Origin of the sequence: Endozoicomonas euniceicola (assembly GCF_025562755.1) — a bacterium.
Taxonomy (GTDB): domain Bacteria; phylum Pseudomonadota; class Gammaproteobacteria; order Pseudomonadales; family Endozoicomonadaceae; genus Endozoicomonas_A; species Endozoicomonas_A euniceicola.
In genome coordinates this window covers 6,035,798-6,062,091 of sequence record NZ_CP103300.1, presented here as the reverse complement: position 1 = coordinate 6,062,091, position 26,294 = coordinate 6,035,798, and the positions used below count along the sequence as shown (strand labels likewise).

Sequence of the window (26,294 nt, the reverse complement as noted above, 5' to 3'; positions counted from 1 at the left end):
TTCCAAAAAAATATTTATACCCCTGCTTGAGAGTCTTCTATAGTACAACACGGTTTTACGATCAACCTGTTATTGACATAATGGCAGAGGTTGGTTGTAAAATCGGTTTACCCATTTGGGTGAACATTGACGGAGTGTTCATTCGGCTGAACACTCCGTCCCTGATTGCGCTTTGTCATATCAACATAGCGATAATCTAAGCGAACCCTTCTGGTTCAATCATTTTGCAAAGCAAAACTAAAAAAAGGGCTGACAATTGCCAACCCTTTCTATTCAAATTTCAAGCGACCAACCAAAGCCTTGCCTGCTCAAAAAGTACTGACTTCAGCTGATTCAGATGTGTAATGACCATACTATGAGGGAATAACTGCTCCACTGAGTGGACATTAATACCCAACCCCACGACTTCTATAGCTGATGATTCACAGCGTTTCACCAAGTCCATAACTGGCTGATAATGGTCAAAGTCCGGCGCACCGTCGGTAATCATAATGATCAATCGACGTTTAGCCCTGGCCTGAAGCACCTGATGAACAGAGTGCCAGAGTCCAGTTGCCATTGGAGTGGAATCATGAGCGTTAAGTGCTGACAAAACCGCAGCCACATCCTGTAACCGGTCATTGGGTTTCATGATCTCAAGCACGCCACAGTCGTTTTTGCCGGGATAGGCAGAGACTGACACAGTAACACCATTGATCTGGTTCAAGCCATAGGTCAGAGCCAGTACCGCCTCCCTTGCCAGTTCCATTCTGGAAGACATGGACGATGATATATCCAGACAGAGGTGAACGGTCGCATCAATCGTAATGGTTTCAGATCGCTTGCAGAACAAACGACTGTCGCCAATAGCCATACGATGCAGTCGCTTACCATCCAGTTTTTTCCCTCGCTTTCCGGTTCTGTCCCTGCTCATTGTTCTCGCCTGAACCAATCCGGTTAACTGAGCTGCCAGCCGAGAGGATTCAGATTTGGTTCGCCAGAGCAAGCTTTGCCCTTCCCTTCGATCAATATCAAGAACTTCAACGCGATCTACCGAAGGTGTTGTGGTAACGGCCGACAAACCACCTTCCTGCCTTAAACTCCAACCTTCCAGCTCGCTTGCCAGAGACTGAAACAGGTCTTCCGGCCAGTCGCTATTGTCAGATTCCAGCACAGTCCTGATGCTCTCTTCCTGAAAATCTTCCGGGGCTTCAGTTGTGTTCTCCCCTGAAACGTCTCTCTTTCCCTGTGTATCTGCGAATTTAGCATCAGTACTCTGTGTAGAATCTGTTTTCTCCTCCTGTTTTTCCTGTCCTTGTGTATTTTCTGTTTCATGTTCAGTTGCCAACGTAGAGTCCAGTTTTTCATCAGTACCTTGTGAAGATGCTGATTTTAAATCTGACTCTTGGTGGTCTGAGCTTTTTGACGACAGTGAATCTGTTTTGTCATTACTCCCTGTGCCGTTGCTGTTGTCTGAATCCTCCTGCTGTTGGTTCTGAAACAACCCAATAATGTCATCGGCTAACTGTTGCGCTCTTCGAGTGCTGTACATATGGGGCACATCGTCCAATACAGCATCCAGAGATTTCAGCAGTTTCACTGGGAAACAGGCTGCCATTGTCTGTTTTGCCTTGCTTGCTTCTTCCTTCAGAGCTTTCTGCCCCAACACTTCATACCTGAGCATGACCAGCAATGGTAACTTTTCTACAAACCACTAAACATAAGCTCAAAGTCGTCTACTTTTAGAGTATGCAAAATGCTCATGTTTCAGGATCAGGCACAACACCTGCATTACTGCCTGCCCCCTTTGCTACCTCGCAGGTCATCCTCACCAAGCAGGAACACATCCAGCTAAAACAGCAGGCCAACCTCTGGCATGCCATGTCGAAGGCGGCCTGTGGCCGAGAGAAAAAAGTATTGGCTAAAAATGCCTCTCTTATCGCTCAGCATAAAGCCGAAATGGCTGGGTTGAACACCCAGGTCGCTGATCTGAAATAAGAACTGGCACACATGAAGCACTTGCTTTTCGGTCGTAAATCAGAGAAGACCAGTTCTTCTTCAAAGAAAAGTGGCAATACTACCCGGCCACCTTCAAATCGAAAACGAGGTCACCAGCCCGGAGTCCCCGGCTCTGGTCGCCATCTTCACAACAACCTGCCAGTGGTTCATGAGTCTGTAGACTTACCAGTGGACAAACAGTGTTGTACAGTCTGTCACCGGCCATTCAAGTCTTTTTTCAATGACGACAGCTGCGACGTAATTGAAGTTGAAGTTAAGGCTCACGTTCGTCGTTATCACCGAAGGCATTACCAAAAAACTTGCCAGTGCCCTGAAACGCCCAATATTACTACTCCACCACCTCCACCAAGACTCATCAACAAAGGAAAGCTTGGTATTTCTGTCTGGGTGGAGCTGTTGCTGAATAAGTACGCATACGGCATCCCCATAAACAGGCAACTTGAGTCTTATAAGACTCAGGGACTGGAACTGTCGCAGGCGACCATCTCCTTTGGCCTGGAAGCTATAACGCCCTTTTTTGAGCCGGTTGCCGAAGCTACTCGGGAATTCGTCGCCAGTAGCGATCAGTGGCATGCTGATGAAACCCGGTGGATCAGCTGGGCACATGAGACCACAGGTTCTCACAAACATTGGCTTTGGGTATTTCTCTGTGATCAGGCGGTTTATTTCAGCATTGCTGACACCCGTGCGGCTGTCGTACCAGAGTCGATCATTGGTGACGGGGCTGGAACGCTGGTGTGTGACCGATACTCAGCGTACAAAAAGCTTGCGAATGATGCGGTGTCTATTAATTTAGCTTTCTGCTGGGCTCACGTCAGGCGGGATTTTATTGACGCTCAACGAGGTGATCCGGAGTTGGAGAAATGGAGCGCCACCTGGGTGAACAGGATTGGTCGTTTATATCATCTTAATAGTCAGCGACTTGAAGTGCTTGATGAACCAGAGCAGCTAGCAACACAGCAGTTACGGCTTGAACATCAGGTAGAGCAGATGGCAATCCAGAGGGATCAGGAACTTAATCGTCCTAAACTGCGAGTCAGAGCGAAAAAAGTGCTCGAAAGTCTACAGAATCACTGGGAAGGATTGACCCGCTTTGTCACTGATCCCGGTATCCCCATGGATAACAACGCTGCAGAGCAAGCACTGCGCACAGGTGTCGTTGGCAGGAAGAATTACTACGGCTCTGGCAGCGTATGGAGTGCTGATATAGCCGCTTTTCTATTCAGCGTTTTTATGACGCTAAAGCTTTGGGATATTAATCCAAAAATCTGGCTGGGTGCCTATCTTGAGGCTTGTGCCATAAATGGCAGGAAGCCACCTAATGATCTCACTCCTTATCTGCCCTGGTTAATGAGTGAGGAGCGGCTTTGTGAAATGCGCAATCATGATCCGCCAAAGGTATAACAATTGGAGGCAACAATAGGGAAAAGCGGTGTCTTAATTGCTAATTTTGAAGCGGTTTGTAGAAAAGTTACTCCTGACCTGAACCAGGCCATATTGCTCCTGCTGACCGAAAACCGGGCAGGCATTCCGATGTTTATGAAAGCAGCCAGCGGTAATGTGACGGACAAGACCAGTTTCAAACAAGTGGTTTCTGAGCATATAAAGAGCTTCAAGGCGGCACTGAATGCCCGTTACTTCATCGGTGATGCTGCATTGTATGTGGCTGAAACCGTTCAGGAACTGAGTCAGCAGGATCAGTTGTTTATCTCCAGAGTTCCTCTCAACATTGGTGCAGCCAAAGAACTGGTTCAAAGTGCGCCATTGCGCTCAATGGTTGAGGTTGAAGGGTTTGAGCATTACGAATCTGTAGAGACTCTGTCTGACTATGCAGGTGTCGTACAACGTTGGGTACTGTTTCGAAATAATCAAAGCCAGAAAACAGAACAGAAGACACTGACAAGGCGTATGCAGAAAAAGTCCCTGAAGGAGTTCAAGGAACTTGAGAAATTGGGCAAGAAGCCATTGGGTGCGGTTCATTTGCTACGACGCTCTACCCCAGCAAAACCAACTACTTTGACGACCGAGAGCAAAGAAAAAAGGGCTGTTTCGTGGTGATATAACGTCGCCAAACAAATAACACCGGAAAAGCAGCCCTTTGTGAACGCATCTTACGCTAATACTCTCGACTTTCAATTTTTTTCTCCTGCACAGGATCACTTTAATAGCATGATCCGCCACCTCGAATCTGCCTGCCTGCAGGAACATGGCACAACTGAAGAGTACATTCGAACCAATGGGGACGAGCTGCTTCGGCTAATGTTTCAGGGCTATCTCGATAAACAGGCTGAAGATGAAGAAAGAGCAGTGTCTGTCACTCCCTCTGACGGCATACCTCGTAACCATATTCGTCAAAATACCAGCCGGGTTCTCACCACGGTGTTTGGCAAGATAACGGTCAAACGGTTTGCTTATAGCCAGCGCAATGTCTCCAACGAATTCCCACTGGATGCCGGGCTCAACCTTAATAACGACCAATATTCTGATGGTGTACGCAAGCGTGTGGTCACGGATGCTATTGATCGTTCTTATGACAATGTCGTCAAACGGCATCGTGAAAATTGCCCCGGCATAGTTGGCAAGCACCAGGCAATAAAGCTGGTTGAAGGCACAGCTCAGGATTTTGTCGAATTCTATGAACAACGAACCATAGAAGATGAGCAAACAGATGACCTATTGGTTCTGAGCTTTGATGGGAAAGGTCTGGTCATGTTGCCAGATGGGTTAAGGGAAGCGACCCGCAAGAATGCAGAGAAAAGCAAGAAAAAATGTCAGACACGTTTAAGTCCGGGAGAAAAGAAAGACCGGAAGCGTATGGCTATGGTGGCGACTGTTTACACTGTGCGGGCAAACCCACGCTCACCAGAGTCCATCATGAACTCTGAAAAGAAAGCGGACAATGTCGTCAAATTTCGACCTCCAATACGCAACAAGAGGGTTTGGGCCAGTGTTGAGAGGGACGGAGAAACAGTCATCGAAGAAGCCTTTGATGAGGCTCTCAAGCGTGACCCGGAACGAAAACGACAATGGGTTGTCGTGGTCGATGGGCATCCGCATCAACTGAAAATGATTGAAAGAGTCGCCCGCAGAAAACAGGTCAAAACCAGCATCGTAATGGATTTCATTCATGTGCTGGAATATCTGTGGAAAGCCGCTCATTGTCTGCATGATAAAGGTGATAAATCTATTGAGAAATGGGTTGAGCAGCAAGCACTGAAAATTCTTCATGGGCAGTCGGGCTGGGTAGCCAGGGGCATAAAGCAAAGTGCCACGAAACGAAAATTGAAGAATCGGGAAGCTATTGATAAATGTGCTGGCTATCTGCAAAAAAACAGAGACCGGCTTTGCTACGATAAGGCGCTGCGCTCAGGCTTTCCTATTGCCAGCGGAGTGATTGAAGGCGCTTGCCGACATTTGATAAATGACCGTCTTGATATAACAGGCGCACGATGGAGCCTGCAAGGCGCGGAAGCCATTCTGAAGCTTCGCTCAATAAACTCCAGTGGAGACTGGGATGAATACTGGTCATATCACCATTCGTGTTCTAAGAAACGAAATTACGGTGAGTTGGTGGTGAATAGGGCTTCGTCGTAGCAAATGAACCGCACCCGAAGCCATTCTGTTGCGAATCGGATGCCATGGAAGCTTTCAAGCTATGGCAAAAACAGTCCGTATACTGCCAGGCTGAACCTGAGATCATCGAGAGTCCCTGCTATAAAACCAAAGGCCGTCCTGCTGATGGGACGGTTCCCGACCACTATGAATATTATGTGACAGGCTCCTGCACGGTTGCTGTACAGACTCGTCGTGATGCAGAAGCATCGTTGGGTTGTTTTGTTCTGGCAACCAACGATACAGATACAGTCCGGCTTGACGCTGGCGAACTACTGAGGACGTATAAATCCCAGCAGCAGGTTGAGAGAGGTTTTCGCTTCCTGAAGAGCCCTGATTTTCTGGTGTCTTCACTGTATCTCAAAAAACCTGAGCGTATTGAGGCCCTGTTAATGGTGATGACACTCTGTCTTATGGTCTATGCTGCAATTCAGCATCGAATCCGCTATGAACTGAAAAGGCAGAGCCGAACGTTCCCGGACATGAAGAAGAAACCAGCCTAGAACCCAACGGGCAGATGGGTTTTCCTGTGCTTTGATGGGATTCATGTGCTGTCGGTTAACGGGACGGAGAAACACATGGTTGGAATATCAGAGAGGCAATCGACGATCATTTTTATTTTGGGCTCAACGTACCAAGAAATTTATTCCTGAATAGGGTGGTGAATGACGGTTTGTGAGAACCTGTGGTCTCATGTGCCCAGCTGATCCACCGGGTTTCATCAGCATGCCACTGATCGCTACTGGCGACGAATTCCCGAGTAGCTTCGGCAACCGGCTCAAAAAAGGGCGTTATAGCTTCCAGGCCAAAGGAGATGGTCGCCTGCGACAGTTCCAGTCCCTGAGTCTTATAAGACTCAAGTTGCCTGTTTATGGGGATGCCGTATGCGTACTTATTCAGCAACAGCTCCACCCAGACAGAAATACCAAGCTTTCCTTTGTTGATGAGTCTTGGTGGAGGTGGTGGAGTAGTAATATTGGGCGTTTCAGGGCACTGGCAAGTTTTTTGGTAATGCCTTCGGTGATAACGACGAACGTGAGCCTTAACTTCAACTTCAATTACGTCGCAGCTGTCGTCATTGAAAAAAGACTTGAATGGCCGGTGACAGACTGTACAACACTGTTTGTCCACTGGTAAGTCTACAGACTCATGAACCACTGGCAGGTTGTTGTGAAGATGGCGACCAGAGCCGGGGACTCCGGGCTGGTGACCTCGTTTTCGATTTGAAGGTGGCCGGGTAGTATTGCCACTTTTCTTTGAAGAAGAACTGGTCTTCTCTGATTTACGACCGAAAAGCAAGTGCTTCATGTGTGCCAGTTCTGATTTCAGATCAGCGACCTGGGTGTTCAACCCAGCCATTTCGGCTTTATGCTGAGCGATAAGAGAGGCATTTTTAGCCAATACTTTTTTCTCTCGGCCACAGGCCGCCTTCCACATGGCATGCCAGAGGTTGGCCTGCTGTTTTAGCTGGATGTGTTCCTGCTTGGTGAGGATGACCTGCGAGGTAGCAAAGGGGGCAGGCAGTAATGCAGGTGTTGTGCCTGATCCTGAAACATGAGCATTTTGCATACTCTAAAAGTAGACGACTTTGAGCTTATGTTTAGTGGTTTGTAGAAAAGTTACCTTCATGTAGGCACATAATATATTTCCAGACGGCATTCGTGTTGATTGCTGTGATGCCTTTCAGGCTGACTTCGCCAAAATGGGTGTTCAGGTGCTCAAGAGCTTCTTTAAATGAAAACAGATAATCACCCAGAGACACTCCTTGTTGCTCAGAAACAATCAGTTTCAAGGTCGGTGTGGCCTGATCTGATACAGAGCCAGCTAAGGACTGGTAAAGGAGCTTGGCCTTTTCTGCTTTCATTGCCTGTTCAGTTTGTTCTGCCCATTTCTTTGCCTGCCGTTCATAGTCAGAACCGTCTCTTTCAGAGAACGTCTTTATCTTGTTGAGCTGCTTACCATTAAGCCAGACTCGGGCAAGCACCTTGATTTTACGAACACCGTCTGAGCCGGTGCGGTTAAGGAAAGTAGCCATAATTACTCCATAGGTGGTACTTAAAGCAAGTACCGATCAAACTGGTACTTTTTTTGTGTACTAAATGGGGAGAATTTGGGGAGAAATGAGAGCGGAATAGAGCAAAATATGCAATCCTGCGTAACGCTATGTTACGTCGGTACCAATATTCTCTATTAGCTTCAAACCCTTGCCAGACAAGGGTTTGAAGGATATTTCAGGCAAAAAGAAACCCGCCGTTCTGGGGGAAGAAGCGACGGGCTAAGACCATTAGGAGAGGGTATGAAGCGCCTTGCGGCAGTAGGGCTGGATAGGTGGTTTTAGTGGTCTGGCACAGTCTTGGCACGTTTCACTTTTTATCTGCTCTCATTTTGAATGTCCTGCCAGTGTTTAAACTGTGATGGCCTTAATCCATAACGGGCCAGAACCCCTTCATGCAAACGTCGCAATTCTTCGATAATCAGTGATGATAAATCCGAGCGGTCGGAATCCTGCATATCTTCTGGCAACAGCCTTTCAACCAGTTCTAATGGGTCGGCATCTGGCTGCAGAACAATCTTGTTGACTACTTTTTTGATCAGGTTCCGGTGTTGCAAGCGTAGCGGGTCTGGCTCTGCCAGCTGCTGTTTTATAGCCAGATATTCTTGAGTAGAGCGCTCATAAGCCCATAGATAAAGGTCTCTGAGCAACTCAATGCGAGTCATTTCATAAACCCCGAGTGTTGCACGACTATAGGCTTGTTCAGGTACGTCGAGAAAGGTAAGCGGGCATAGATTAGCCCTGATTAATGGCAGATTCGCTGCCAACCTCGAAGTACGTTTGTTCACATCGGCAAAAGGCTGCAGATAGGGGAGGTGAACCATCATAAAGAATGACTGCTCAAAGGGATCTTCAATCTGACTGGCTTTTTGTAGCAGAATATCCAGCAAGTCGCTGATAATGACTTCTCCCGCCAGAGGTCTGAAAACACTTTTTCCGATCTCTACCTGATGCAGACGAACCCGACCTTCATCGGCAGGGTTCGGCAACAGGTTTTCAGACAATAAGCTATGGAGGTTTAGCAGGGTGAAGCGGTTGTATGAAGCGGTTTCTGCATTATCAACCAATAACTCTATGGCTGACTTATGGTTGAGTATCATCTGGGTTTCAATGGCGGCTTTCCCCTCGGCTGCGAAACCTTCTTCAATTAGTCGAACTGTATCCAGGCGGCTATAGGTATTGCCTTCCAGATGGCTGGATGCCCAGGACAAGTCAATGAGGAAGCGATTCAGAATAGTCCGCCCATAAGTGCCAGCAGGTTGCGAAGTCTGTTTGGTGTCGCCCATACGCCGGAGTTGCTGTCGAATAGGTGCCGACAAATAGTAAGTTTTGTTGGGCTGATAGGCGTCCAGAAACTCTCGCTGATAGCCAATAGGGTGTCTGGACTCAACGGGTTGCTCAATATAAGCCAGAATATCCTTACTGTCTGCGGATAGTGGTATGAATGCAGGAAAATCCTCTGACCGGCTGGCATCCAGTTGTGTATTGGGTTTACTCCGCGCCTGATATCGCCTGCCGCGTCCTTCTCCAATGGCAACAATTTTTTCTTCGGCCAGCAAATTATTCAGCCAGCGTTGCGTCGTGCGGCGGGTTAGATTTGGATGAGCAGCCAATAGCTCAGAGATAGAGACAGGTTTTTGAGCCAAAGTGATTGACTGGTATAAATCAGAGAGAGTATTCATAGGGGTGGCACAATGCTGCAGCTCTTTGGCACAATTATGGCGCAATTAATTTAAATGCGCCATAATTGTGCCATTGCCAGTTGGCTCTCGATTTTACAGGCAGTGCGTTGCTGCACCGTTTACGATACCAAACGAATAACGCACCTTCATGCTCTAATGACCTGATAGCGAGTACTTCGCCCACCCCCCGGGAGTTTCTCAATACACCCCTTGTTCATTAAATCCGACAAATGCCGTGTTGCCGTTGCTTTACTGACTTTGGCTACCTTTTGATAGTGAGAGGCACTGATGCCGGATTCAAAGCCTTTTTCACCGCCATCCAGTAACCGGTTGAGAACTTTAACCTGTTCCTCCGACAGGCCAGTATTATGAAACTGCTGCCAGAATCGGGTTTTATGCAGGGTACGATCAATTTTGGCCAATGATGCCTGGATCGTTGCCTCAAGCATCTGCAAAAACCAGACAAGCCAGTTTGTGATATCGGTATCACCACGTTGGCTTTGCTCCAGTATGTTGTAATAATCCTTCCGATTTTCCAGGATCACAGTGGACATGGCATAAAGCCGGATGCTCTGGGCATCGGCCTGCGCCAGTGCCAGGTCAGTAATGGCTCGGGTTAATCGCCCGTTACCATCATCGAATGGGTGTAGTGTGACAAACCAGAAATGGCTGATAGCGGCACGGATTAACGGATCGCAGGTCGGATCATTTTTACTTTGGTTAAACCAGTCAAAAAAACGGGACAACTCTGGTTCCAGCTGGTTTCTCGGCGGAGCCTCAAAATGTACGGCAGGGCGATCAATACGTCCTGGCACGACCTGCATGGGTTCATCCCCTCGTAGCTGCCCCGCCTGAATGGATTGAAGTGAAAAACCGGTATCAGGAAACAGCCAGTGATGCCATTGGTAAAGACGATCCAGAGTAAGAGGCGACTCCAGGTTGGTAATAGCATCCAGCATCATCTCGGCCAGACCTTCTGTTCGTTCAGAGGTGGGATAGGCAACATCTTCCGAACCGGATAGCTGTAATCGTTTTGCCAGAGAGGAACGTACGGATTGTGCATTAAGACGTTCTCCCTCGATGGCTGAGGAAGTGATGATATTTTCCAGCAATGTATTAAGAGCTGAGTGACTGTCACTAGAATCCCCGTTGGCACTGGCCTTGCCCAGCAATACGCCCAACTTTAATCGAGTATTTCTAAGCAAGGGCAGAACCACTTCTTCCTGCCAATGGAAATCAGGCCAGTCTTTTTGTTGCCAAATCCATTTTATGGACGAAAAATCATACACTTATAGATTCCTCAAATAGATAGTGAGCCAATTAGCATCACTATTCGGCTCATATTATGAGTTAAATACTAGTACTAATTGGCTCATCAGACAATCCAAAGAAGCTGTGGGCTTGGATTTATCATTTTATGACCAGTGGATGCCTTACAGTGTGCTGCATTATTTACCCAACAGAGATAACCCTTCTGCACTAATCAGGTAACTTTGTCTGGGGCTGTTTGGGCTGTCAGGATTGGTCATAGTGATCAAACTCTGATCCAAGGCTGGCTTGAGGTAGTTTTTACGGAAGGTCGGACGATGTTTTAACGCCAGTTTTTGCATCATATCCGGAACCTTTAGAGGTTCTGAAGGGGCGGCAATAAAGAGTCTGAGAAGATTTTTTACTTGGTCGCTTACTTGACGGTTTACTTGGTCGCTTTGGTGGTCTGGCTCACTTTCCAGAGCTTCGTTGAGTGCCTGTTCAATGGCTCTAAGAACAAATGTAATAAATGGCGTTGAGTCACTGGCATTATCGGATTCCCGAAGAGCCTGATAATAGGCATCCTGTTGATCGCGAATGATGGTTTCTACAGGAAGGTAGGCCATCGGTTCCCGCCACTTCGATAACATCAGGGTTTGCCAAAAGCGCCCCATACGACCATTACCGTCAGTAAAAGGGTGTATGAATTCGAACTCGTAATGAAAAATACAGCTGGCGATTAAGGGGTGTACATCAGTGTCAGAAACCCATGCCAGAAGATCAGACATCAGTCTGGCTACCTGTGATGCGGGAGGAGGCATGTGAATCAATTGTTCATCTCTGTATATCCCAACACCTGACTCCCGCCAGCTTCCAAACTGACTGGTCAACCCTTTCATAAGTATTGCGTGAACTTGTAACAAATCATCCACGTTGCCTGGATCAAGGTCTGAAAGTAAGTCGTAGGCAGCAAAAGCATTCTGAACTTCAAGAACTTCTTTTGGTTGTCCAAGTACTCTTTTTCCTTCCAGAATAGCCGTCACCTGTTCAACGCTTAGCGTATTATGCTCAATAGCCAGGGATGCCTGAATGGTTCGAATCCGGTTACCACGGCGAAGATGTGGCGTTGATGAAGAATATTGGCCAGCACTGTACCGTCCCAGCAACTCACTAATATTGGCAACAGAGTCAAGAATGGACGTGGTAATTGTATAAGGAGGTTGATATTTTGCCATGCAGACGGTTTGAGGCCTTTGAGTCATTAATGGCAAATTATTACACATCAGAAGGCAGACAAACAGGAAACAGAGTCATTGCTTCTCCGGGATTTCATGAACTCGGAGCTGGCAAAGCCGGAGCATGAAGCTCTTCAATCGCCTGCCAGTCGCCACGCAACTGATAACCATTGTCTGTACCACTGTCAGGAATAAATTCAGCGTACACTTTCCGCAACATCTGCGTGTCCACATGACCCAGCTGGCGGGCTACAAAGTTTTCGTTTTCTCCTTCTTTGAGCAGCATGCTGGCGTAAGTGTGTCGCATCATGTAAGGGCGGCGGTATCGAACCCCTGCTAATACACAGAGTTTCTGAAAGCGATTGCGGAACTGGTTAGTATTGCGCCAGGGTTTATTGTTGTAATCAGCATGGAATACAAAAGGGCTATAGGTATGAGTATAAGGCTGTTGTCGTTGCAGGGCTGAGAGGGCAGACGGGAGCAGTATCAAGTCTCGCTCCCCCAGTTCTCCGGTTTTGATTTCTTTTAATACTTCTCTTTCTTCCGGTGTTTCTTCAATCATTGTGTAGCCCCGACGAAAGACTTTTGCCCTCGATATACAGGCAATTCCCCGGTTGAAATCAATGTCTTCCCAGTGCAGGGCAAACAGCTCTTCTGGCCGGAGCCCGGACCAGAAACCAAACTGGATGATATGGGTTTCCTGAGGTCGTTCAGCAGCGGCTAATAATCCCGAAATCTCTTCCAGAGTAAAAACATCGAGTTTTTTCTGTTTTTTACGGGCTCGTTTTTTTTGCAAGGTCTGCCGTGACTCTTCCGGCCATTCAAAGTCAATAAATGGATTATATTCCACCAGGTTCTGGGACTTGGCATAGCGAAATGCAGAACGAAGCGGTGACAGGTAGCTTTTCAGCGTCGTATTGCTGATATGCTTGTTGCCCATCCGGGTGACCCACTGGGTGATATGGCCAACCCGAAACTCGGGAATGGTGAGGTGGCCAAATTCAGGCTTGATAAAGCGATTGGCATAGTAGCGATAATTATCCAGCGTCATATCCGCTTTGCGGTGGCTGGCGTACTCTTCCAGGTAAATAGTCAGTAACTCTGAAATGGTCAGATTTTCTGAGCTTCGAAGCTCTGTTTTTGCCAGTTTATGATTTGGAAAATGGTCGTTCCACTTGAAGGTACCACTGCGGATACTGCGTTTCACCTTGGCCAGAATACCTGCCGCCCAGTCAAGATCCGTTTGTGAGGGTTGTAGCTCGGGCAGAGAGATGAAATAGCGTTGTCCAAAGCGACTGAAATTGATACGAATGGTCTCTCCACGCAGCTGAACGCCTCTTGGAATTTTTAGTGCTTTCTTTGACTTTGCTCTGCCCATTCCTGCACCCTTGATAAGTTAACCCAACGACAGCCGTCCTCCAGAATCTTGCTATGATAACCCTCTCGCCATATGTGGCCGGCTAATTTGGCATTTACCGTATGTCGGGTTTCCCCTGACAATTCACAGTATTTTTTAAGTTTGACCCAGTGAATCATAGGGCTGTCTCCTCAATGAAAAAAGGTACACACATCAATCGGTTATAGAAGGCGCTTGAGAAGCCTTATTAAGCAGAGGAATTATCTGATTAGGCATTGTCTGGTGCCAGGTATCAGAGGTAATGCGGGTTTTATTAAACTGCTCTGGTGTAATCCAGTGGTGCTGTTCCGCTGCCTGAAGTACTTGCTCTGCCAGCTCCATGAGTGAAAGGTTGCCTTGTCTGAGAGGAATGATGTCGTCTGGCGGGCGCATTAGAAAAAGGGCAGGGTAGCGAACAATGTTCAACGTCTCCGGAGGGCTTGGCTCAATCTTACCGGGACCCATTTCCGGCAGCAGCACCCCATCCGTGGAAACAGGGATCAATGAAAAGTCATACTGATTACAGAAGGCTTGCAACGTTTTAACCTGAAGCTGGCATAAACGACAGTTTCCCTGATAGTAAAATACCAGTCCTGATATTTTGGCAATGCTTTTCAGCACCCGCTCTTTAGCTTGACTGGCTATGTCATCCTGAATCTTTGCAGCTGCCGGTGATATGGGGCGGCGAGCATTTTCATCGAGCATTGGGTCGCTTTCGATGACTTGTTTACCTATACGAGCAAATCGTTCCGCTTTTTCTTTCACTAATCGGTCCAGATACAGATAAGCACTGACGTTTTTTTTGCTTGGATGATCAATGGCTGCATCCAGATAGTGACCGATATTGTTTCTGATCCAGCTTGTGGTGAGAGGTTGGTCAGCAGCTGTTTTTGACAAGTGCTTTGCTTCATCTTTGTGGGTTTCAGGTTCCGGGATTTTTTCATACCAGAACCAGCCTTCTGAGTGTCGGTCAAACCATCCCTCGTCTGTGGTGCCAGCTGCTGGAAAAAGCAGTAATAAAAGCAGCAAGAAAAACATCAGACACGTTTCTGCCAGTTGGCTGTCCACCAACCCAGTGAAAGCGTGGCCAGCCACGCCATGATAGGGAAGAGCCAGACGGGAAAAGGTAGGGGAATCATGACCAGATACAGGAACAGCCCCGGAATCCATCGGCATAGTCTGCGACTCCAGAGGTTTTGTAATGGGCTGGTGTAATGGAAATCGTGGTAGCGTATTTTCCGGATCAGCCATCCGTCCATCACCGCAGCTAGCAGAACGATGCCCCAGTAAGGAAAGCAGGCGATTAACAGGGCAATACGATAAAACAATTGTTGCAGAAGCGTCAGGAAGTTTCGGACAACGGCCTGAAAAAACTCGATGGTTGTGGCGAGTCCTTCGCCCATCTTCCGATCTGGCGTGGTGTGTTTCAGCAGAAAGCTCTGAACACCCGTTTCAAACACAATTTTGGAGTAGAGAAGCTGTCCGTTATTGATAATCCAGATTCCATTATCTTTCCCCAGACTTCTGGCGTACTGTTGTTGCTCCTTCTGCAGGTATTGATTCACGTTTTGTCCGGGAATAGCCAGCCAGAGCAGAATTAGACCCAGCCCATAGCACCAGACAACGATGGGGCTGGTCTGTTTTTGAGAATTTGTCATAAATTGTTTTGATATCAGAGGTTCAGGATTCTGGAGAACAGATAATCGGGATTCTGCCTTTCAGCAAACGACCACCACCCAGTCGTGCCACGTATTCAAGATTGGGCAGTTCGCCTAACAGCTGCGGTGGGAACAGATCACCGGTTTCCTCCAGCTGTTGTTCACTCAGGTTGCCGGTAAATTCCATAGGGCGGTTGGCATCGGTGTTGATGCCCTGGTTGCGGATAAAGTAGCGGTAACGAACCGGAGGTAATTTATCGGTAATAAATTTCTGGGTTTCGGGATTCTGGGTACGCAAACAGATTAAATGGTTGCAGTTGTCGATAAACTGTTCCGCTGCTGCTTCTGAGCCCAACTGCGCCTCAAAGTCCGCCAGTGTCTGGGTGGCAACGTATAAGCGGAATTTTGCACCTCTACCTTTGTTGAGCAGGGATAACAGTTGAGGGCAGAGCACTTCAGCGGCTTCATCCACGAATAAGTTAATGGGCTGGCTGTGTTGTTGCGAGTGTGCGGATGAGTAGTTGTAACGGTCACCCGCCACAGCAGCAAGGTCTGCCAGTAACAGCTGTCCGATGGCTTTACCCACCATCGGGTCGCTTAGCGAATCCAGCCCGAAATACATCACCTTATTTTGTTCGATCAGGTTGGCCGTATGGGTGCAGGGGCGAAGGTCGTCTATATCTGTCGGGTCGGGTGATAGCAGTCGCGCAAGAGGTCCACCGGTTAACATGCCCAGTGCGGGCAACAGAGTCGCGATCATCTTGCCATAGTGCGCCCGGTCGTGTTCAAACAGTGAGATTAATCCTTCCACGTCCGTACAGGGGTTTTCAGGCATGATCTGTTCTCGATAAAGCTTTATCCAGCGATGAGCTATGGTCTCTTGATTGACCTTATGTTGCTGTGATTTTGAAGCAATTTTTTTCTCCACTTCAGGAAAATGGCTTGAACACACCGCCGTTAAAGCTCTGATTAGTAATTGTGTTACGCCACCTTCCAGCCCTTGTCGAATAAGTACCAGAGTAGGGCGCTGACCACAGAGCAAATACCCTTGAACCACCGCATCTACCGCTTTCTGGGCAAACGCCTGAAACGGTGCGTTATCACCACCAGACGGCATCAGCCCGGCAATCCGGCTGGCCAGCTCGCTGGAACGGTTAAAGTTCTGCAACAGGTTGATACGAATGGAGTCTGCCGGAAAGCCGGGGTGGAACTTCATAAAACGGCGTTGACTGCCTGACAGTTCACAACTTCTGAGCGTATGAGAAGCAAGGTCATGGTCGCCTTTGGGGTCGATGATAATCACCGGCTCGTTACGCAACACTGCCTGAGTGACCAGCAGATCAAACAATCGGGTTTTGCCACTGCCGGGAACACCAATCACCATGGTGTGCATCTGAACTTGTGCCAACGGTTGAAACAGTGTTTGCTCATGCTCTTCCATGCCATGAATCCAGCCTGCGCCCATAATGCTCTCAGATTTGGCGGGCTGGTTATCGCTGCGAAGCAGGTCCCACGCCAGCTGCCCATGCTGTCGTTGCCACTCAAAACCCCAGCCCAGCCAGACGCCTTTGTCACTGTTCTGTTGTTGGAGGGTTTGGCACTGTTTGGCGGTCAGCGTGAACAAAGTCAGCTTTTTGCCTTTCAATCTCTGGTGCCGCTGCCATCGGGGCAGGGCTTGGGCTAACCGTGTCAGGGTGATCGTGCCGCACAAGGCGGTGGTCACCATAAAACCAACCGTTGGCAGCGAGCTGAAAAACATCAGGGTAATGGCGATATTCATGGACGTGAACCAGAGTACCGCCGAACTGAGTTCATAAACGGGTCGCCAGCTTTGCAGGTAAGGTTTATCGCTAATCATGGCGCAGCCTCAGCATTTGCTTCACTGGCTGGCAACCACTGGCGACACTGTTTAGATATTTCCGGTTGTAAGGCAATCACCTGACGACCATTGCGACGAATAATGACCTGGTTAGCGATGGGGCGCAGCCAACCCTGTTCTTGCCAGCATTCAAGCAGGACATCGGGATCGGGTAATCCTTCTTGCCCGGCGACATCTTCCGGCCACTTCAAAAGCAGAGACTCTTTTGCCCATTTCACACTATCGGGGTTTAGCTGGGATACCACCTGTTTTAGCCATCCCAACCCGTTTTCAGACAAATCTTTGGAAACAGGCTGTTTTGAAGCCGCTTCTTTTAAAGTTGATCGCTCTGGGGCAATTGGTTGATTAAGACCTGTCAGAGCCTCTCCCCGCACAAAATGCAGTTTGACGCTTTTCAGGCGAGCCACCTCCACCGCACTAACCAGTTGTTTAACCGCTAAAGGACTGCTCTGTCCCACCAGTGCGCTGATAAAGGTTTGCCAGAGAATGCCCTTATCCCGGTCTGACTGTAAGGCATAACGCAGGTTGTTGGGTATCAGTTGCTCCAACAGTAATAGGTTTGTCCAGGTATATTCTTGTGGAATCGGCTTGTCGGGACGGGATTCACAATGCTGCCAGTGGGGACAGTAACGCTCAATACGGTGCTGTTGCAGCCAGCTTCCCAGACTTTGCTGAGTCGCCACCCATTGCCCGGCCTGTTCATCCCTGATTGTTACGCAGCTGACCATGCGTCCACTGTCATGCAACAATCCGGCGACACCTGCCATTAATCGCCAGAGGGGTTGTCTTGCCCGGCGTCTATCCGGGTAGAGGTCATGATCCACATGGATTTGTTGTGTGGAGGACACCGCCCAGAAAGCGGTTTCCAGTGCATGGCGCAGGGCTCCGGCGGGTTCACAATGATGAAGAGGGTGAGCGGGTAGAAGATGTAGCCAGAGAGCCAGCTGATCCAGCGTCTGGTTAAACAACTCTTGCAGCTCATCAGGCAGACAGAGTTGTTCACTTACTTGATGAATCAACGATTGTTGCTGATGCAGGATGGTTCCCACTCCCACCTGATAACCCGCGCAACCCTCTGACGGATTGGTATCGGGTGCTGGTTGGGGTATTGGCAGAGGCTCAGTTTTTTGCTGAGGGTGCAGCCAGTGGTTAACCACCGATAAAACCTGTGAAGCGGTCATGGTTAAAGCCCGAATATTGAGTTGATAATGGTGGGAGTGACCTGCAAACCCACCGCTGCACCGACACCGGTGGCAAAACCGATCAGGGAGTTGCGTGCCATGCCGTAAGCCAGCCCGATTAATACAAAAGCAATGGATAAGGTTCTGCCTAGATCGCCTTTAATCCACCCGACCAGTCTTGCATAGATTTCAGCGAAATCAGTGGAGCCTGTAGGTACCACAGGGTCAGCCGCCTGAAGTTCGGGCGGTAACAACGAAAGGACGACCAGTGTCGCCAGGGACAACATCCAGTGCTGTTGTTTAATGGTGAAGGTTTGCAGGTCAGTGAGAGGAAGGGAGTTCATGCGGGTTCTCCGGTTTTAATCATCTGAGGGGGAATAGACGGGAATAGCGGACTGCCATTCCCTCGGGTAGATATCGGTCATTACTACGCCACCGCTGTGCCAGTTGCCCTGTTTGTCTACCCAGGGGGCGATCCAGATTCTCAGGATTTGGGCGGGGGTTCGGTTGGGAATCGCTTCGGGATTGACCAGACCGGGATCAGGTTCTGTTTTAACCGTTACAGGCAGAGCCTCTGGTGCAGGGATGGAGGTGTCAGTGTCTTTGTAAACCTGACGTGCTGATTTACACACGCCTTTGCCAGGCTCGGGGCAGGCGTATTCTGCTTCGCCCACACCAAGGAGGGAGCAGCCTGACAACAACAGCGTTGAACCACAAAGGCACAAAGACACGAAGAAGAAATGTTTTAAAAACTTCGTGCCTTGGTGCCTTTGTGGTTTAAACAATACGCTCATGGCTGTAACCCTCTGGTCAGGATCAAATCGACTTTTCGTTCTGCGCTGATTTCAATAACCGGTACCATCTGATCAGCCAGTTTCAGGTAAAAGTCCGCCAGCTTTTCCAGAGCCTTGTTGCTGCCCTTGATCAGGGAGCTTTGCAGGGCTTCACTGCCTTTTAGCCCGGATTGGAAAGGCGACTGTATTTCACCGTTTTTATTCGGCACCACGGAAAACACAGGGACTGGTTTGATATCAAACGCCTGACTAACACCACCAAGAAATCCCGCCATCGCCGCTTTTGCCATAACCTGCCCCTGCTTGCTGACCAGTCTGCCCCGTAAGCCTGCCTTGCCATCTTCTCCGGCTAAATACCCTTCCAGTGGTTGTTCAATAACCTGCTCTTTGTCTTTGATTTTGTTGCTGAAAATGCACGACAAGGTTTCACTGCGAAGGTAAGCCCGTTCGGAACTCAGGTCCCCATAGCCAGAAGCCAGCACAAAGCATTCACGCACATTGGTTCGGTAGCGGTTGGGTAAAATAGCGGAGGCTTTGATTCGGATAAGAACGGGATAAGGCTCCCGTCGTGCACCCTGGCCGGTGGGTACATCAAGTCCGGTAATGAGTTGCCCGGACAGAATACTGCCAGCGGGCAGGCGCAGTAACCTGGGTTTGTTGTCTGCTTTGGTGTCTGTTGCTGTCGGAGGCGAGAAAGTAGCACCGAGCATACGTATGGGTTTAGGCGGTGGTGCTTCTCGCTCTTCAGGTTCCGGGTATTGTGGGGGCGGTGGTTGGTTATAGTGGTTCCAGCTCAAAACGTCTGGAGGCAGGGGTTCTGGTGGAATAACGGTTTCTGTGGCAATGATGTTGCCTTGAACCGGATTAACACTATTCAGTCGTTTAATTTCCTGTTGTATCAGCCCCATCTCTTTCTGATGTTGTTCATGAAGTGCCTGTTGCTGCTGATTAATGTTTTCCAGATCGGCGCTGATGCGGTTCAGGGTCAGCTCTTTTGGAGGAACGCCGGTAAAATCCACACTCTGTGCTTTTGTCTCATCGGTTTTGTTGTCGCTCGGTTGATGCTGTTTGCTGGTAACAAAAATCAGGATAATGATGACCAGGGTACTGCCCAGAACAATCCCTAAACGTCGGACTCTGGGCGTTAAATAGCGGTTGAGGGTATTCATGGTCTTTTTATGAAAAGAAAGGTCAGTGGCTGAGTAAGGAAGGGCGAACAGCAGGGGCTGATTCCGGCTCTTGGGTTTGAGAAACAATAAACAGCTCCCGTTTCTGCCCCGGGTATAAACTGTTTTTTGGCCACATGGATACGGCGCTGACGTGATGACCATGACAGTTCTGTTCATGGAAGATGAGAGGCTTTTCAGTCTGGTTTCTGGCGGTGCCTATCAGAACGTTAAAATGATGCCCCTGTACCTTTTGTGCCTGGGTAAATTCAAAGACCAAGCCATCCTGCTGGCAGGGTTGAAGACTGGAGGCGGTAAATTTTCCCAGTTCGTAGCCTTCCGGAATTTGGCCTTTGACCAATGCCTTTAAAATATCGGTGATGACCTGTTCATAGTCTGCCGACTCTTCCCATTTTCGGGCAGTTTCCCGATTGCTCAGCAGGGTTCGTTGCCATTGTTTGGACAGGCTGAGTTGGATCTCTTTTGGTGGCACATCCAGCAGTGTCACCAGTAACGACAGGGCGTGGGATTCATTGCCCGGAGGCGTGATATAGACCACAAACGGTTCTTCCTGCCGTGATGAAAGATAGATAACACTGCCTTCTATACGAATATCTGCCTGATCAATGGTACGGACTTGCGGTGCAGGAAAAGGGGTTACGATCCGGTTCAGGTGCAATCGGCTCAGGGTGACCATTTGCTGTTGTCCGGGTGACACTTGCAATTTTACCGGGGGTGTTCCTGCTGCGGTTAACGGTGGTCCCAATAAAAGACAGCAGGCGCAGACAACAGAAGCGAACGCTTTGTTCATGGTAAGATTCTCTCGTGGTTTTACTTCAGGTTGGAATCAATCTGAATGGCAGCCAGCACAGGTCGATAGCGGATAATGTCGAACCGGAACGTGAAGGTTTTTTGTCCCTTCAGCCGTTGGTTTCCAGAGCTCATTACTGCATTGCCCGTGATTTTTACAGCTTTCAATTCTTCAATAAATTCAAGGTGTAACGGCTCAAAGCTCATGCTGACTTTATCTTCCCGGAGCTGACGAAACTGTCTGTTAAGTGTGTCCTGCACCTGCTGGTAGAGGTTTGGGGCAAACAGGCTTTGCAGCCGGGATTCTACAAACGACAGGTTCTGTGGATTCAGATTGCCCAGCAGTTCGGCCAGCGACAGCCCCCACCATTCATGGTAAGCGACAGAAGCCTCACCGGAATGAACCCCGGCCTGAGTTTCCATAAACGGCAGCAGTAGCTCCACCGTTGGTTTACGACTCAGACAGTGGGCAATCAGCAGGGTATTGGTTACGACCAGAACCAGCAGGATCAACCGATCCATACACAGCCGTTGCCGCCATTCTTTAAAGCGTTGCAGGTAGTCGGTGATGGTCATTTGCGGCAGGGGTAGAAAATGCGGATATAGGGGTTGGGTAGTGTTTTGGATCGGGAGAAACAGAATCCCAGCCAGTACATTCGATGGCTCAGATGACCATCAGGGTGCCGATCCCGAAATCGCCGGTACAGGCGTATCGCCATAATGCCCAGCAAAATGCCGAACAGCAGATGGTCAAACCAGATGCCCCAGATCAGGCCGACGGCAACAGGGTAAACTTCATCCAGAGACCAGAACAGGAACTGGATGGGGTCATTGATGGTGCGGGGGATTTCCATCGGGCTTTTCTCCTGCCGCTCGTAAAAGTACTTACCTACAGGTGTTTCAGGAATTCGTTTTGCACCAATACTTCCAATTCAAACATGGAATTTAAGTTTTGCCCTTTGGCCGTCCCATGAAGTTGTGCAATCACTTCGAATTGATTAGGTTCGCCCTCAGCTTTGCAGAAAGCTTCCAACTCTTCTGGAGTAATCACGTGGTTAATCATAATGGCAAGAGCCTGAACCAGTGAGGGCCTGTCCTGCCAGTGAAAGTACGCCAGAAGCCGGTCCTTGATAACATCTGTGGCAAACAGGATTGGGATATCACCCTGTTCTGAATGTGCGACCGTGGTTTCTTTTATGATCTGGTCACCAATGGCAAGAGGAGCTGAAGGAAACTCAACACAAATCTGGGTCGATTCATTGACAAATACGCGACCTTGTTTGAAAAAGCCCAGCTCTGCCATAGCGGTTTTCAGGGATTCTGAAGCATCATAGCTGGTATTGACCATATCGATATCTTTGGTGAGGTATAAGTTCTCACTGTATATTTCAACAGCTAAACCGCCCACAAGTACTACTCGAATGCCATGCTGCCTGAGGTGGTTAGCAACAATAGCAGCCAGCTCAACAATAGGCGTATTACTGAAGTCAGTCATTATGTGATCCTGAAGTTACGGGTTCCTGGGACGGATGGCGATGGTTGGTTTGCCTGCTGCTCTGGGGCGGCTTCTAGTCATAGTGAGGTTCTGTATCATAGAATCCGGATAAGCAGACACAGCAGATTTAAGCAGTTCTTTCAATGGTGACAGAAAAGGATATCGGGGATTAAGCTGGTACTCCCTGAGCTTTCCTATCAGACGACTGACCAGAACGCCGTCTTCCTCAAGCCGGGCAAGCTGTTTTTGTACGGAGTTTGAGGAAATTTCGTAGAATTCTGCAATGGCTTTGCCGTAGCCAGAACCGCGAAGCATCAGGTATATCAGGATTTTTTCCTGGCTTTCCGCCCTTAGAACCCCTTTTAGAATAAACATGGTGTGATCAATTATTTACCAATACATGGTAAATATATACCAATATATGGTTTTTATAAACCATCCTATGGTTTTGAATGACGAATAGAGTTGGCTCTTTGTTCTTGATACAGATTGATATGCTCAGGCCCAACCCCTTGATATCGAGCTTCCAGCCGTTTTCGACTGTCTTCACGTTGTTGATCAACATCCAGTCTCGATCCTTTGCCGGTGAGCGTTTCCAGGTTGAGCTGCTTCAGTGTATCGGCATTCAATTCCGGCAACTTGTTTTGCAGCTTCAGCAGTGCCAGCCATTCGCTCAGATCAATTTGGTTCCAGTCTACTATTTGTAAAACCTCGGGAGTGATACCAGAACAATCCGGATGTTTGGCGGAACCCCAGCCCATATTTAGCTGTTGTCTGATTTGTACCTGCAAAATACGTGACAGGGGTGAGTTGAAGCAGCAGTAGCTGTTGTACTCCATGCTGCTTATCCCCAGTAATTTGGATTTTTTGTAACTACCGACCTTGTGACAGGTTTTCATTTCCCGCTTTGCTGCCAGTTCAAATTCTTCGTCTTCACATTTGTTGGTGATCTGGATGATCAGTTTGGTCATGGTATAGGCGGTCACGCCATAGAAAGGAAAAAATCGTACGCTAAGAAGCTCAAACCCTTGGTATTCATAGGATTAGGATAGAGCAAAATCACTATAAATCTCCACTTTTTAGGACTTTAGTATCCATATGTAATCTCCCGTCAAACTAATGTGATCCCACCCCAGAGGGGATAGGTAGCTCAAATATTTATCTGGAATCGCTTTGCGTTTTTTCACTTCAGCAATCGCTTCTTCGAGATGAATGGTGTTCCACAGGATGATCGCAGCAACAACAAGGTTTAGGCCGGACACCCGGTAGCTCTGGTTCTCAAATGATTTATCCCTTATCTCTCCAAGACGGTTGAAAAATACGGCTCTGGCAAGGTTATTTCTCGCTTCTCCTTTGTTCAGCCCTGCCTGTACCCTCGCTCTTAGTTCAGGCTTCTGCATCCACTCCAGAATAAATAGAGTTCGCTCTATACGGCCAAACTCCCGTAACGCCAGTGCTAATTTATTCTGTCGTGGGTAGGAAGCAAGCTTTCTGGTAATTAGCGATGCAGTCACCGTACCAAGCCGGATAGAACTCGTCAGTCTCAGTATTTCATCCCACTGTTTATCGACTTTGCGGGGCTTAATGCGCTCACCAAGTATAGTTTTCAAATGAGGCCAGTTATCGGCTTTGTCGGGAGGGTAGAGAACAAGGTCTCCAATATCTCGGATTCTTGGTGCAAACCTGAAGCCCAACAGGTGACACAGACCAAACACATGGTCAGTAAAGCCTGCTGTGTCCGTGTAGTGCTCTTTAATATTCAGGTTGCACCCGTGATAGAGAAGTCCATCCAGAACATATGTGGCATCTCGCATCGTACTGTGAATTAAGCCAGTATAGAAAGGAGAGTATTGATCCGAAATATGGGTGTAGACGTTCACGCCGGAATGGCTGCCATATTTTGGATTCACATCCCCCATGCGACGGGCAACATGACCAACCGGGAAATTTTGTCCATCTGATGACGACGTGCTGCCATCTCCCCAGCTGTTGACCAGATCAGTGTCATGGTGAAAATTTATCAGTTCTGCAAGTGCTCGTGAGTAACTGTCGTCTCTCACATACCAGTCAGATGTCCAGCTGAGTTGTTTGAATGTCGCCCCTCTGCTGGCTTGCGCCATTCGAGTCAATCCCAAATTGATAGCGTCTGACAGTATGACGGCCAGCAGGCTTTGCTTATCTTCAGCGGGTAGACCTGTTCTTAAGTGCGTAAACTGGTCAGTAAAATGTGTTATGTCGTCTACCTCTACCAGCAGGTCAGTAATTTTTATCTTGGGCATTGCCTGATAGATTTCTCGAATCAGAGCTTTGGCTTCTTCAGGTACATCAACAGCCTTGTGTGGCTTCACATGAAAACTGTTGTTTTTAATGGTCACATCATCCAGTTTTCCCTGTCGAACAAGTGAATCCACTTTGTCCAGCTCACTCTTTAGCAGACTGGTTCGCTCTGACATATAGCGGCTGAAGTCTGTGACAACAGCAACAGGCAGGTCACCTTTGCGCTTCATTTCACCATAAGTGTCCTTGCTGATCAGGTAGCCGTCAAAATCCTGGTATTGGCGGCTTCCGGCTACATAGATATCACCAGAGCGCAGGTGATTCCTCAATTCACTGAGAGCACAGAGCTCGTAGAAGTGCTTATCTGGCTCATTGTCCTGAAAAACCAGGGAGTACCACTGGGCAGTAATAAAAGACATTGGCGCATCGTCTGGTAATTTTCTCTTGCCACTGCGGTTCATGTCACGAAGAAGAGTAATGGCATCAAGCACTTCCTGCCCTCCTTTGGCTGCCTGAAAGTCAAAGTGTTCCAGCAGCTCCGGGGTATAACGCCTCATCTGAGGGTATTGGTTATCGGCAAACCGTAAAGGATTCAGTTTGCAAGGGCTGGCCAAATCCTCCGCCTCTTTAAAACGGGCTTGTAATTCTGCCCATGAAAAAGCCTGATCAATGGCACCCCAGACATCGTTTTCTTTCTGTCTACTCTCTACCAGCACCTCTCCCAGTGTTGCCAATGTATTAATCGCCTGCTTTATAAGGCGAGTGTCTTTCTGTAATTGCTCAGAGTACTTCCTTTTACTTTTTTTGATCAAACCTCCAACAATGCGGTCATGCATTGTAATGGCTTCATCCACCAAGGCGCGGGAGTGCTCAAGCAAGTACACGGTTAAAATAGAAAAACGCCGTGGTGCATCACTGATCATTCGCAAGTTATGCGCTGCAATACGCGAGCCTTCTCTTGCCAATTGTTCTTTTCTCGACACTGGCAGGTGCTTGACGATGGAACCAGGTAGTGACAAAGCCTTAATCGCATCCAGCTTCTCTAAAATGACCAGAATATTGGCAGGACAAGGCCGACCGACAGGCTGGCGAATCCATGAAAGCCTACTTTGTTGCTTGGTATCAGTGTTCAGCCATTCATCAAGTCCAACACGGTGCTGGAACTGTAGCTGTTTGTATATCAGGTTGAAAATACGTCTGTCTGCATTGCGCTTGGCAGCAGCCACCATGCGTTCAATAACAGGAATGACAGGATGTAGAATCCGTCGGATGCGTAACTCATTCAGCAATGCCCCCACCAAAAAGTCACTGTTTGGGTTCTCAACGGCAATAGGTATAAGCCAGCGAGTCATATTGCGGTAATGCGCTGTTCCAAATGACTCTACCTGCAACTGTTTCGCCAACAGTAAAAAGTGCTCTCGACGGGTCTCTTCCCGCAGTGCATAGCCTGAGAAAGCAATGGGGTGAATGGCGAGTTGCTCTGCTATAAAGGCAATCATCTTATCAGGCAGCTGTTCATTGGCTTGCAGTCTTCTACCGGGATAGCGCATAAGGCAAAGCTGTACAGCAAAACCAATCCGGTTTTTTGACTCACGTCTTTTGCGAATCATGACAAGATCAGCATCAGAAAAGGTGTAATACTTTGCCAGCTCTGCCGGTTCAGTGGGCAATGCAGAAAATAATTCTCGCTGGGATTGGGAGAGGACTATTCGATGAGGCATGAGAAAGGGGCTTTGTTGCTGTTATCAAAAACGCTGGTTTTCGATAAGATAGACCAACCTCGAAACCTATCCCGAAAAATCTTGCTTTC

24 protein-coding genes and 2 pseudogenes are annotated in these 26,294 nt (G+C 48.4%); 5 read left to right on the top strand and 21 right to left on the bottom strand.

Annotation, left to right across the window (positions count from 1 at the left end):
• Nucleotides 1-280: 280 nt before the first annotated feature.
• Nucleotides 281-1,663 carry a VWA domain-containing protein gene (locus NX720_RS24740; RefSeq protein WP_262598260.1) on the bottom strand — a complete coding sequence of 461 codons (1,383 nt, stop codon included), beginning with the start codon at nt 1,661-1,663 and terminating at the stop codon, nt 281-283.
• A gap of 65 nt (nt 1,664-1,728) precedes the next feature.
• Between NX720_RS24740 and NX720_RS24735 the strand changes: the two genes are divergently transcribed.
• From NX720_RS24735 to NX720_RS24715, 5 genes and pseudogenes are all read left to right on the top strand, one after another.
• Nucleotides 1,729-1,977, top strand: coding sequence for a hypothetical protein (locus NX720_RS24735; protein ID WP_262598258.1), 249 nt, complete (start codon nt 1,729-1,731; stop codon nt 1,975-1,977).
• Between the two features lie 12 nt (nt 1,978-1,989).
• Complete coding sequence (tnpC, locus tag NX720_RS24730) at nt 1,990-3,402, top strand: IS66 family transposase (protein ID WP_262598257.1); 1,413 nt, start codon at nt 1,990-1,992, stop codon at nt 3,400-3,402.
• A 72-nt stretch (nt 3,403-3,474) separates the two neighbouring features.
• Nucleotides 3,475-3,963 (top strand): annotated as a pseudogene (locus tag NX720_RS24725) (transposase); the annotation flags it as partial.
• Nucleotides 3,964-4,098: 135 nt separating this feature from the next.
• On the top strand, nt 4,099-5,592 hold the full coding sequence (locus NX720_RS24720) for an ISKra4 family transposase (RefSeq protein ID WP_262596131.1): 1,494 nt from the start codon (nt 4,099-4,101) through the stop codon (nt 5,590-5,592).
• Between the two features lie 17 nt (nt 5,593-5,609).
• Nucleotides 5,610-6,263 (top strand): annotated as a pseudogene (locus tag NX720_RS24715) (IS1634 family transposase); the annotation flags it as partial.
• Here the strand turns inward: NX720_RS24715 and NX720_RS24710 are convergent.
• The 20 genes from NX720_RS24710 to NX720_RS24615 form a co-directional block, all read right to left on the bottom strand.
• Nucleotides 6,226-7,179 (bottom strand): IS66 family transposase, encoded by a 954-nt coding sequence (locus tag NX720_RS24710; RefSeq protein ID WP_262598255.1) that lies wholly within the window; start codon nt 7,177-7,179, stop codon nt 6,226-6,228. The pseudogene NX720_RS24715 and the gene NX720_RS24710 sit on opposite strands and share 38 nt — an antisense overlap.
• Before the next feature lie 31 nt (nt 7,180-7,210).
• The gene (locus NX720_RS24705) at nt 7,211-7,645 is read right to left on the bottom strand and encodes a hypothetical protein (protein WP_262598254.1); all 435 of its coding nucleotides are present in this window, start codon (nt 7,643-7,645) and stop codon (nt 7,211-7,213) included.
• Nucleotides 7,646-7,980: 335 nt separating this feature from the next.
• Nucleotides 7,981-9,345, bottom strand: a complete 1,365-nt coding sequence (locus NX720_RS24700; protein ID WP_262598253.1) for a Fic family protein — start codon at nt 9,343-9,345, stop codon at nt 7,981-7,983.
• Between the two features lie 146 nt (nt 9,346-9,491).
• Complete coding sequence (locus tag NX720_RS24695; RefSeq protein ID WP_262598252.1) at nt 9,492-10,634, bottom strand: Fic family protein; 1,143 nt, start codon at nt 10,632-10,634, stop codon at nt 9,492-9,494.
• 159 nt (nt 10,635-10,793) lie between these two features.
• Entirely contained in the window at nt 10,794-11,828 is a 1,035-nt protein-coding gene (locus NX720_RS24690; protein ID WP_262598250.1) for a Fic family protein, read from the bottom strand.
• A gap of 94 nt (nt 11,829-11,922) precedes the next feature.
• Nucleotides 11,923-13,206 carry a site-specific integrase gene (locus NX720_RS24685; RefSeq protein WP_262598249.1) on the bottom strand — a complete coding sequence of 428 codons (1,284 nt, stop codon included), beginning with the start codon at nt 13,204-13,206 and terminating at the stop codon, nt 11,923-11,925.
• Between the two features lie 192 nt (nt 13,207-13,398).
• The gene (locus tag NX720_RS24680) at nt 13,399-14,262 is read right to left on the bottom strand and encodes a conjugal transfer protein TraF (RefSeq protein WP_262598247.1); all 864 of its coding nucleotides are present in this window, start codon (nt 14,260-14,262) and stop codon (nt 13,399-13,401) included.
• Nucleotides 14,262-14,882 carry a DUF4400 domain-containing protein gene (locus NX720_RS24675; protein ID WP_262598246.1) on the bottom strand — a complete coding sequence of 207 codons (621 nt, stop codon included), beginning with the start codon at nt 14,880-14,882 and terminating at the stop codon, nt 14,262-14,264. Before NX720_RS24675 ends, NX720_RS24680 begins: the two co-directional genes overlap by 1 nt.
• Nucleotides 14,883-14,904: 22 nt before the next feature.
• Nucleotides 14,905-16,740: a conjugative transfer system coupling protein TraD gene (traD, locus tag NX720_RS24670; protein WP_262598244.1), complete on the bottom strand. Its 1,836-nt coding sequence runs from the start codon at nt 16,738-16,740 to the stop codon at nt 14,905-14,907.
• On the bottom strand, nt 16,737-17,942 hold the full coding sequence (locus NX720_RS24665; protein ID WP_262598243.1) for a TraI domain-containing protein: 1,206 nt from the start codon (nt 17,940-17,942) through the stop codon (nt 16,737-16,739). Before NX720_RS24665 ends, traD begins: the two co-directional genes overlap by 4 nt.
• A gap of 2 nt (nt 17,943-17,944) precedes the next feature.
• Entirely contained in the window at nt 17,945-18,286 is a 342-nt protein-coding gene (traA, locus tag NX720_RS24660) for a TraA family conjugative transfer protein (protein ID WP_262598241.1), read from the bottom strand.
• 15 nt (nt 18,287-18,301) lie between these two features.
• The gene (locus NX720_RS24655; RefSeq protein WP_262598238.1) at nt 18,302-18,736 is read right to left on the bottom strand and encodes a TraV family lipoprotein; all 435 of its coding nucleotides are present in this window, start codon (nt 18,734-18,736) and stop codon (nt 18,302-18,304) included.
• The gene (locus tag NX720_RS24650; RefSeq protein WP_262598236.1) at nt 18,733-19,992 is read right to left on the bottom strand and encodes a TraB/VirB10 family protein; all 1,260 of its coding nucleotides are present in this window, start codon (nt 19,990-19,992) and stop codon (nt 18,733-18,735) included. Before NX720_RS24650 ends, NX720_RS24655 begins: the two co-directional genes overlap by 4 nt.
• The gene (locus tag NX720_RS24645; RefSeq protein ID WP_262598233.1) at nt 19,928-20,713 is read right to left on the bottom strand and encodes a type-F conjugative transfer system secretin TraK; all 786 of its coding nucleotides are present in this window, start codon (nt 20,711-20,713) and stop codon (nt 19,928-19,930) included. Before NX720_RS24645 ends, NX720_RS24650 begins: the two co-directional genes overlap by 65 nt.
• Nucleotides 20,714-20,733: 20 nt before the next feature.
• Nucleotides 20,734-21,288, bottom strand: a complete 555-nt coding sequence (locus NX720_RS24640; protein ID WP_262598231.1) for a type IV conjugative transfer system protein TraE — start codon at nt 21,286-21,288, stop codon at nt 20,734-20,736.
• Complete coding sequence (gene traL, locus NX720_RS24635) at nt 21,285-21,566, bottom strand: type IV conjugative transfer system protein TraL (RefSeq protein WP_262598229.1); 282 nt, start codon at nt 21,564-21,566, stop codon at nt 21,285-21,287. The genes NX720_RS24640 and traL overlap by 4 nt, the downstream gene beginning before the upstream one ends.
• 35 nt (nt 21,567-21,601) lie before the next feature.
• Entirely contained in the window at nt 21,602-22,207 is a 606-nt protein-coding gene (locus NX720_RS24630; RefSeq protein ID WP_262598227.1) for a hypothetical protein, read from the bottom strand.
• Nucleotides 22,208-22,222: 15 nt separating this feature from the next.
• Entirely contained in the window at nt 22,223-22,522 is a 300-nt protein-coding gene (locus NX720_RS24625) for a winged helix-turn-helix domain-containing protein (RefSeq protein WP_262598226.1), read from the bottom strand.
• 125 nt (nt 22,523-22,647) lie between these two features.
• Nucleotides 22,648-23,178, bottom strand: coding sequence for a conjugal transfer protein TraN (traN, locus tag NX720_RS24620; RefSeq protein WP_262598225.1), 531 nt, complete (start codon nt 23,176-23,178; stop codon nt 22,648-22,650).
• A 108-nt stretch (nt 23,179-23,286) separates the two neighbouring features.
• On the bottom strand, nt 23,287-26,205 hold the full coding sequence (locus NX720_RS24615) for a Tn3 family transposase (RefSeq protein ID WP_262598224.1): 2,919 nt from the start codon (nt 26,203-26,205) through the stop codon (nt 23,287-23,289).
• Between the last annotated feature and the right edge of the window lie 89 nt (nt 26,206-26,294).

Excerpts from the sequence above, each read along its gene's own strand:
- NX720_RS24630 (WP_262598227.1), bottom strand. The coding sequence starts at position 22,207 with ATGACTGACTTCAGTAATACGCCTATTGTTGAGCTGGCTGCTATTGTT.
- NX720_RS24640 (WP_262598231.1), bottom strand. The coding sequence starts at position 21,288 with ATGACCATCACCGACTACCTGCAACGCTTTAAAGAATGGCGGCAACGG.
- NX720_RS24615 (WP_262598224.1), bottom strand. The coding sequence starts at position 26,205 with ATGCCTCATCGAATAGTCCTCTCCCAATCCCAGCGAGAATTATTTTCT.
- NX720_RS24735 (WP_262598258.1), top strand. The coding sequence starts at position 1,729 with ATGCAAAATGCTCATGTTTCAGGATCAGGCACAACACCTGCATTACTG.
- NX720_RS24675 (WP_262598246.1), bottom strand. The coding sequence starts at position 14,882 with ATGACAAATTCTCAAAAACAGACCAGCCCCATCGTTGTCTGGTGCTAT.
- traN (WP_262598225.1), bottom strand. The coding sequence starts at position 23,178 with ATGACCAAACTGATCATCCAGATCACCAACAAATGTGAAGACGAAGAA.
- NX720_RS24685 (WP_262598249.1), bottom strand. The coding sequence starts at position 13,206 with ATGGGCAGAGCAAAGTCAAAGAAAGCACTAAAAATTCCAAGAGGCGTT.
- NX720_RS24710 (WP_262598255.1), bottom strand. The coding sequence starts at position 7,179 with ATGCAAAATGCTCATGTTTCAGGATCAGGCACAACACCTGCATTACTG.
- NX720_RS24655 (WP_262598238.1), bottom strand. The coding sequence starts at position 18,736 with ATGAGCGTATTGTTTAAACCACAAAGGCACCAAGGCACGAAGTTTTTA.
- NX720_RS24705 (WP_262598254.1), bottom strand. The coding sequence starts at position 7,645 with ATGGCTACTTTCCTTAACCGCACCGGCTCAGACGGTGTTCGTAAAATC.
- NX720_RS24665 (WP_262598243.1), bottom strand. The coding sequence starts at position 17,942 with ATGACCGCTTCACAGGTTTTATCGGTGGTTAACCACTGGCTGCACCCT.
- NX720_RS24625 (WP_262598226.1), bottom strand. The coding sequence starts at position 22,522 with ATGCTTCGCGGTTCTGGCTACGGCAAAGCCATTGCAGAATTCTACGAA.
- traA (WP_262598241.1), bottom strand. The coding sequence starts at position 18,286 with ATGAACTCCCTTCCTCTCACTGACCTGCAAACCTTCACCATTAAACAA.
- traD (WP_262598244.1), bottom strand. The coding sequence starts at position 16,740 with ATGATTAGCGATAAACCTTACCTGCAAAGCTGGCGACCCGTTTATGAA.
- NX720_RS24700 (WP_262598253.1), bottom strand. The coding sequence starts at position 9,345 with ATGAATACTCTCTCTGATTTATACCAGTCAATCACTTTGGCTCAAAAA.
- NX720_RS24645 (WP_262598233.1), bottom strand. The coding sequence starts at position 20,713 with ATGAACAAAGCGTTCGCTTCTGTTGTCTGCGCCTGCTGTCTTTTATTG.
- NX720_RS24680 (WP_262598247.1), bottom strand. The coding sequence starts at position 14,262 with ATGTTTTTCTTGCTGCTTTTATTACTGCTTTTTCCAGCAGCTGGCACC.
- NX720_RS24690 (WP_262598250.1), bottom strand. The coding sequence starts at position 11,828 with ATGGCAAAATATCAACCTCCTTATACAATTACCACGTCCATTCTTGAC.
- NX720_RS24740 (WP_262598260.1), bottom strand. The coding sequence starts at position 1,663 with ATGCTCAGGTATGAAGTGTTGGGGCAGAAAGCTCTGAAGGAAGAAGCA.
- tnpC (WP_262598257.1), top strand. The coding sequence starts at position 1,990 with ATGAAGCACTTGCTTTTCGGTCGTAAATCAGAGAAGACCAGTTCTTCT.
- traL (WP_262598229.1), bottom strand. The coding sequence starts at position 21,566 with ATGGAAATCCCCCGCACCATCAATGACCCCATCCAGTTCCTGTTCTGG.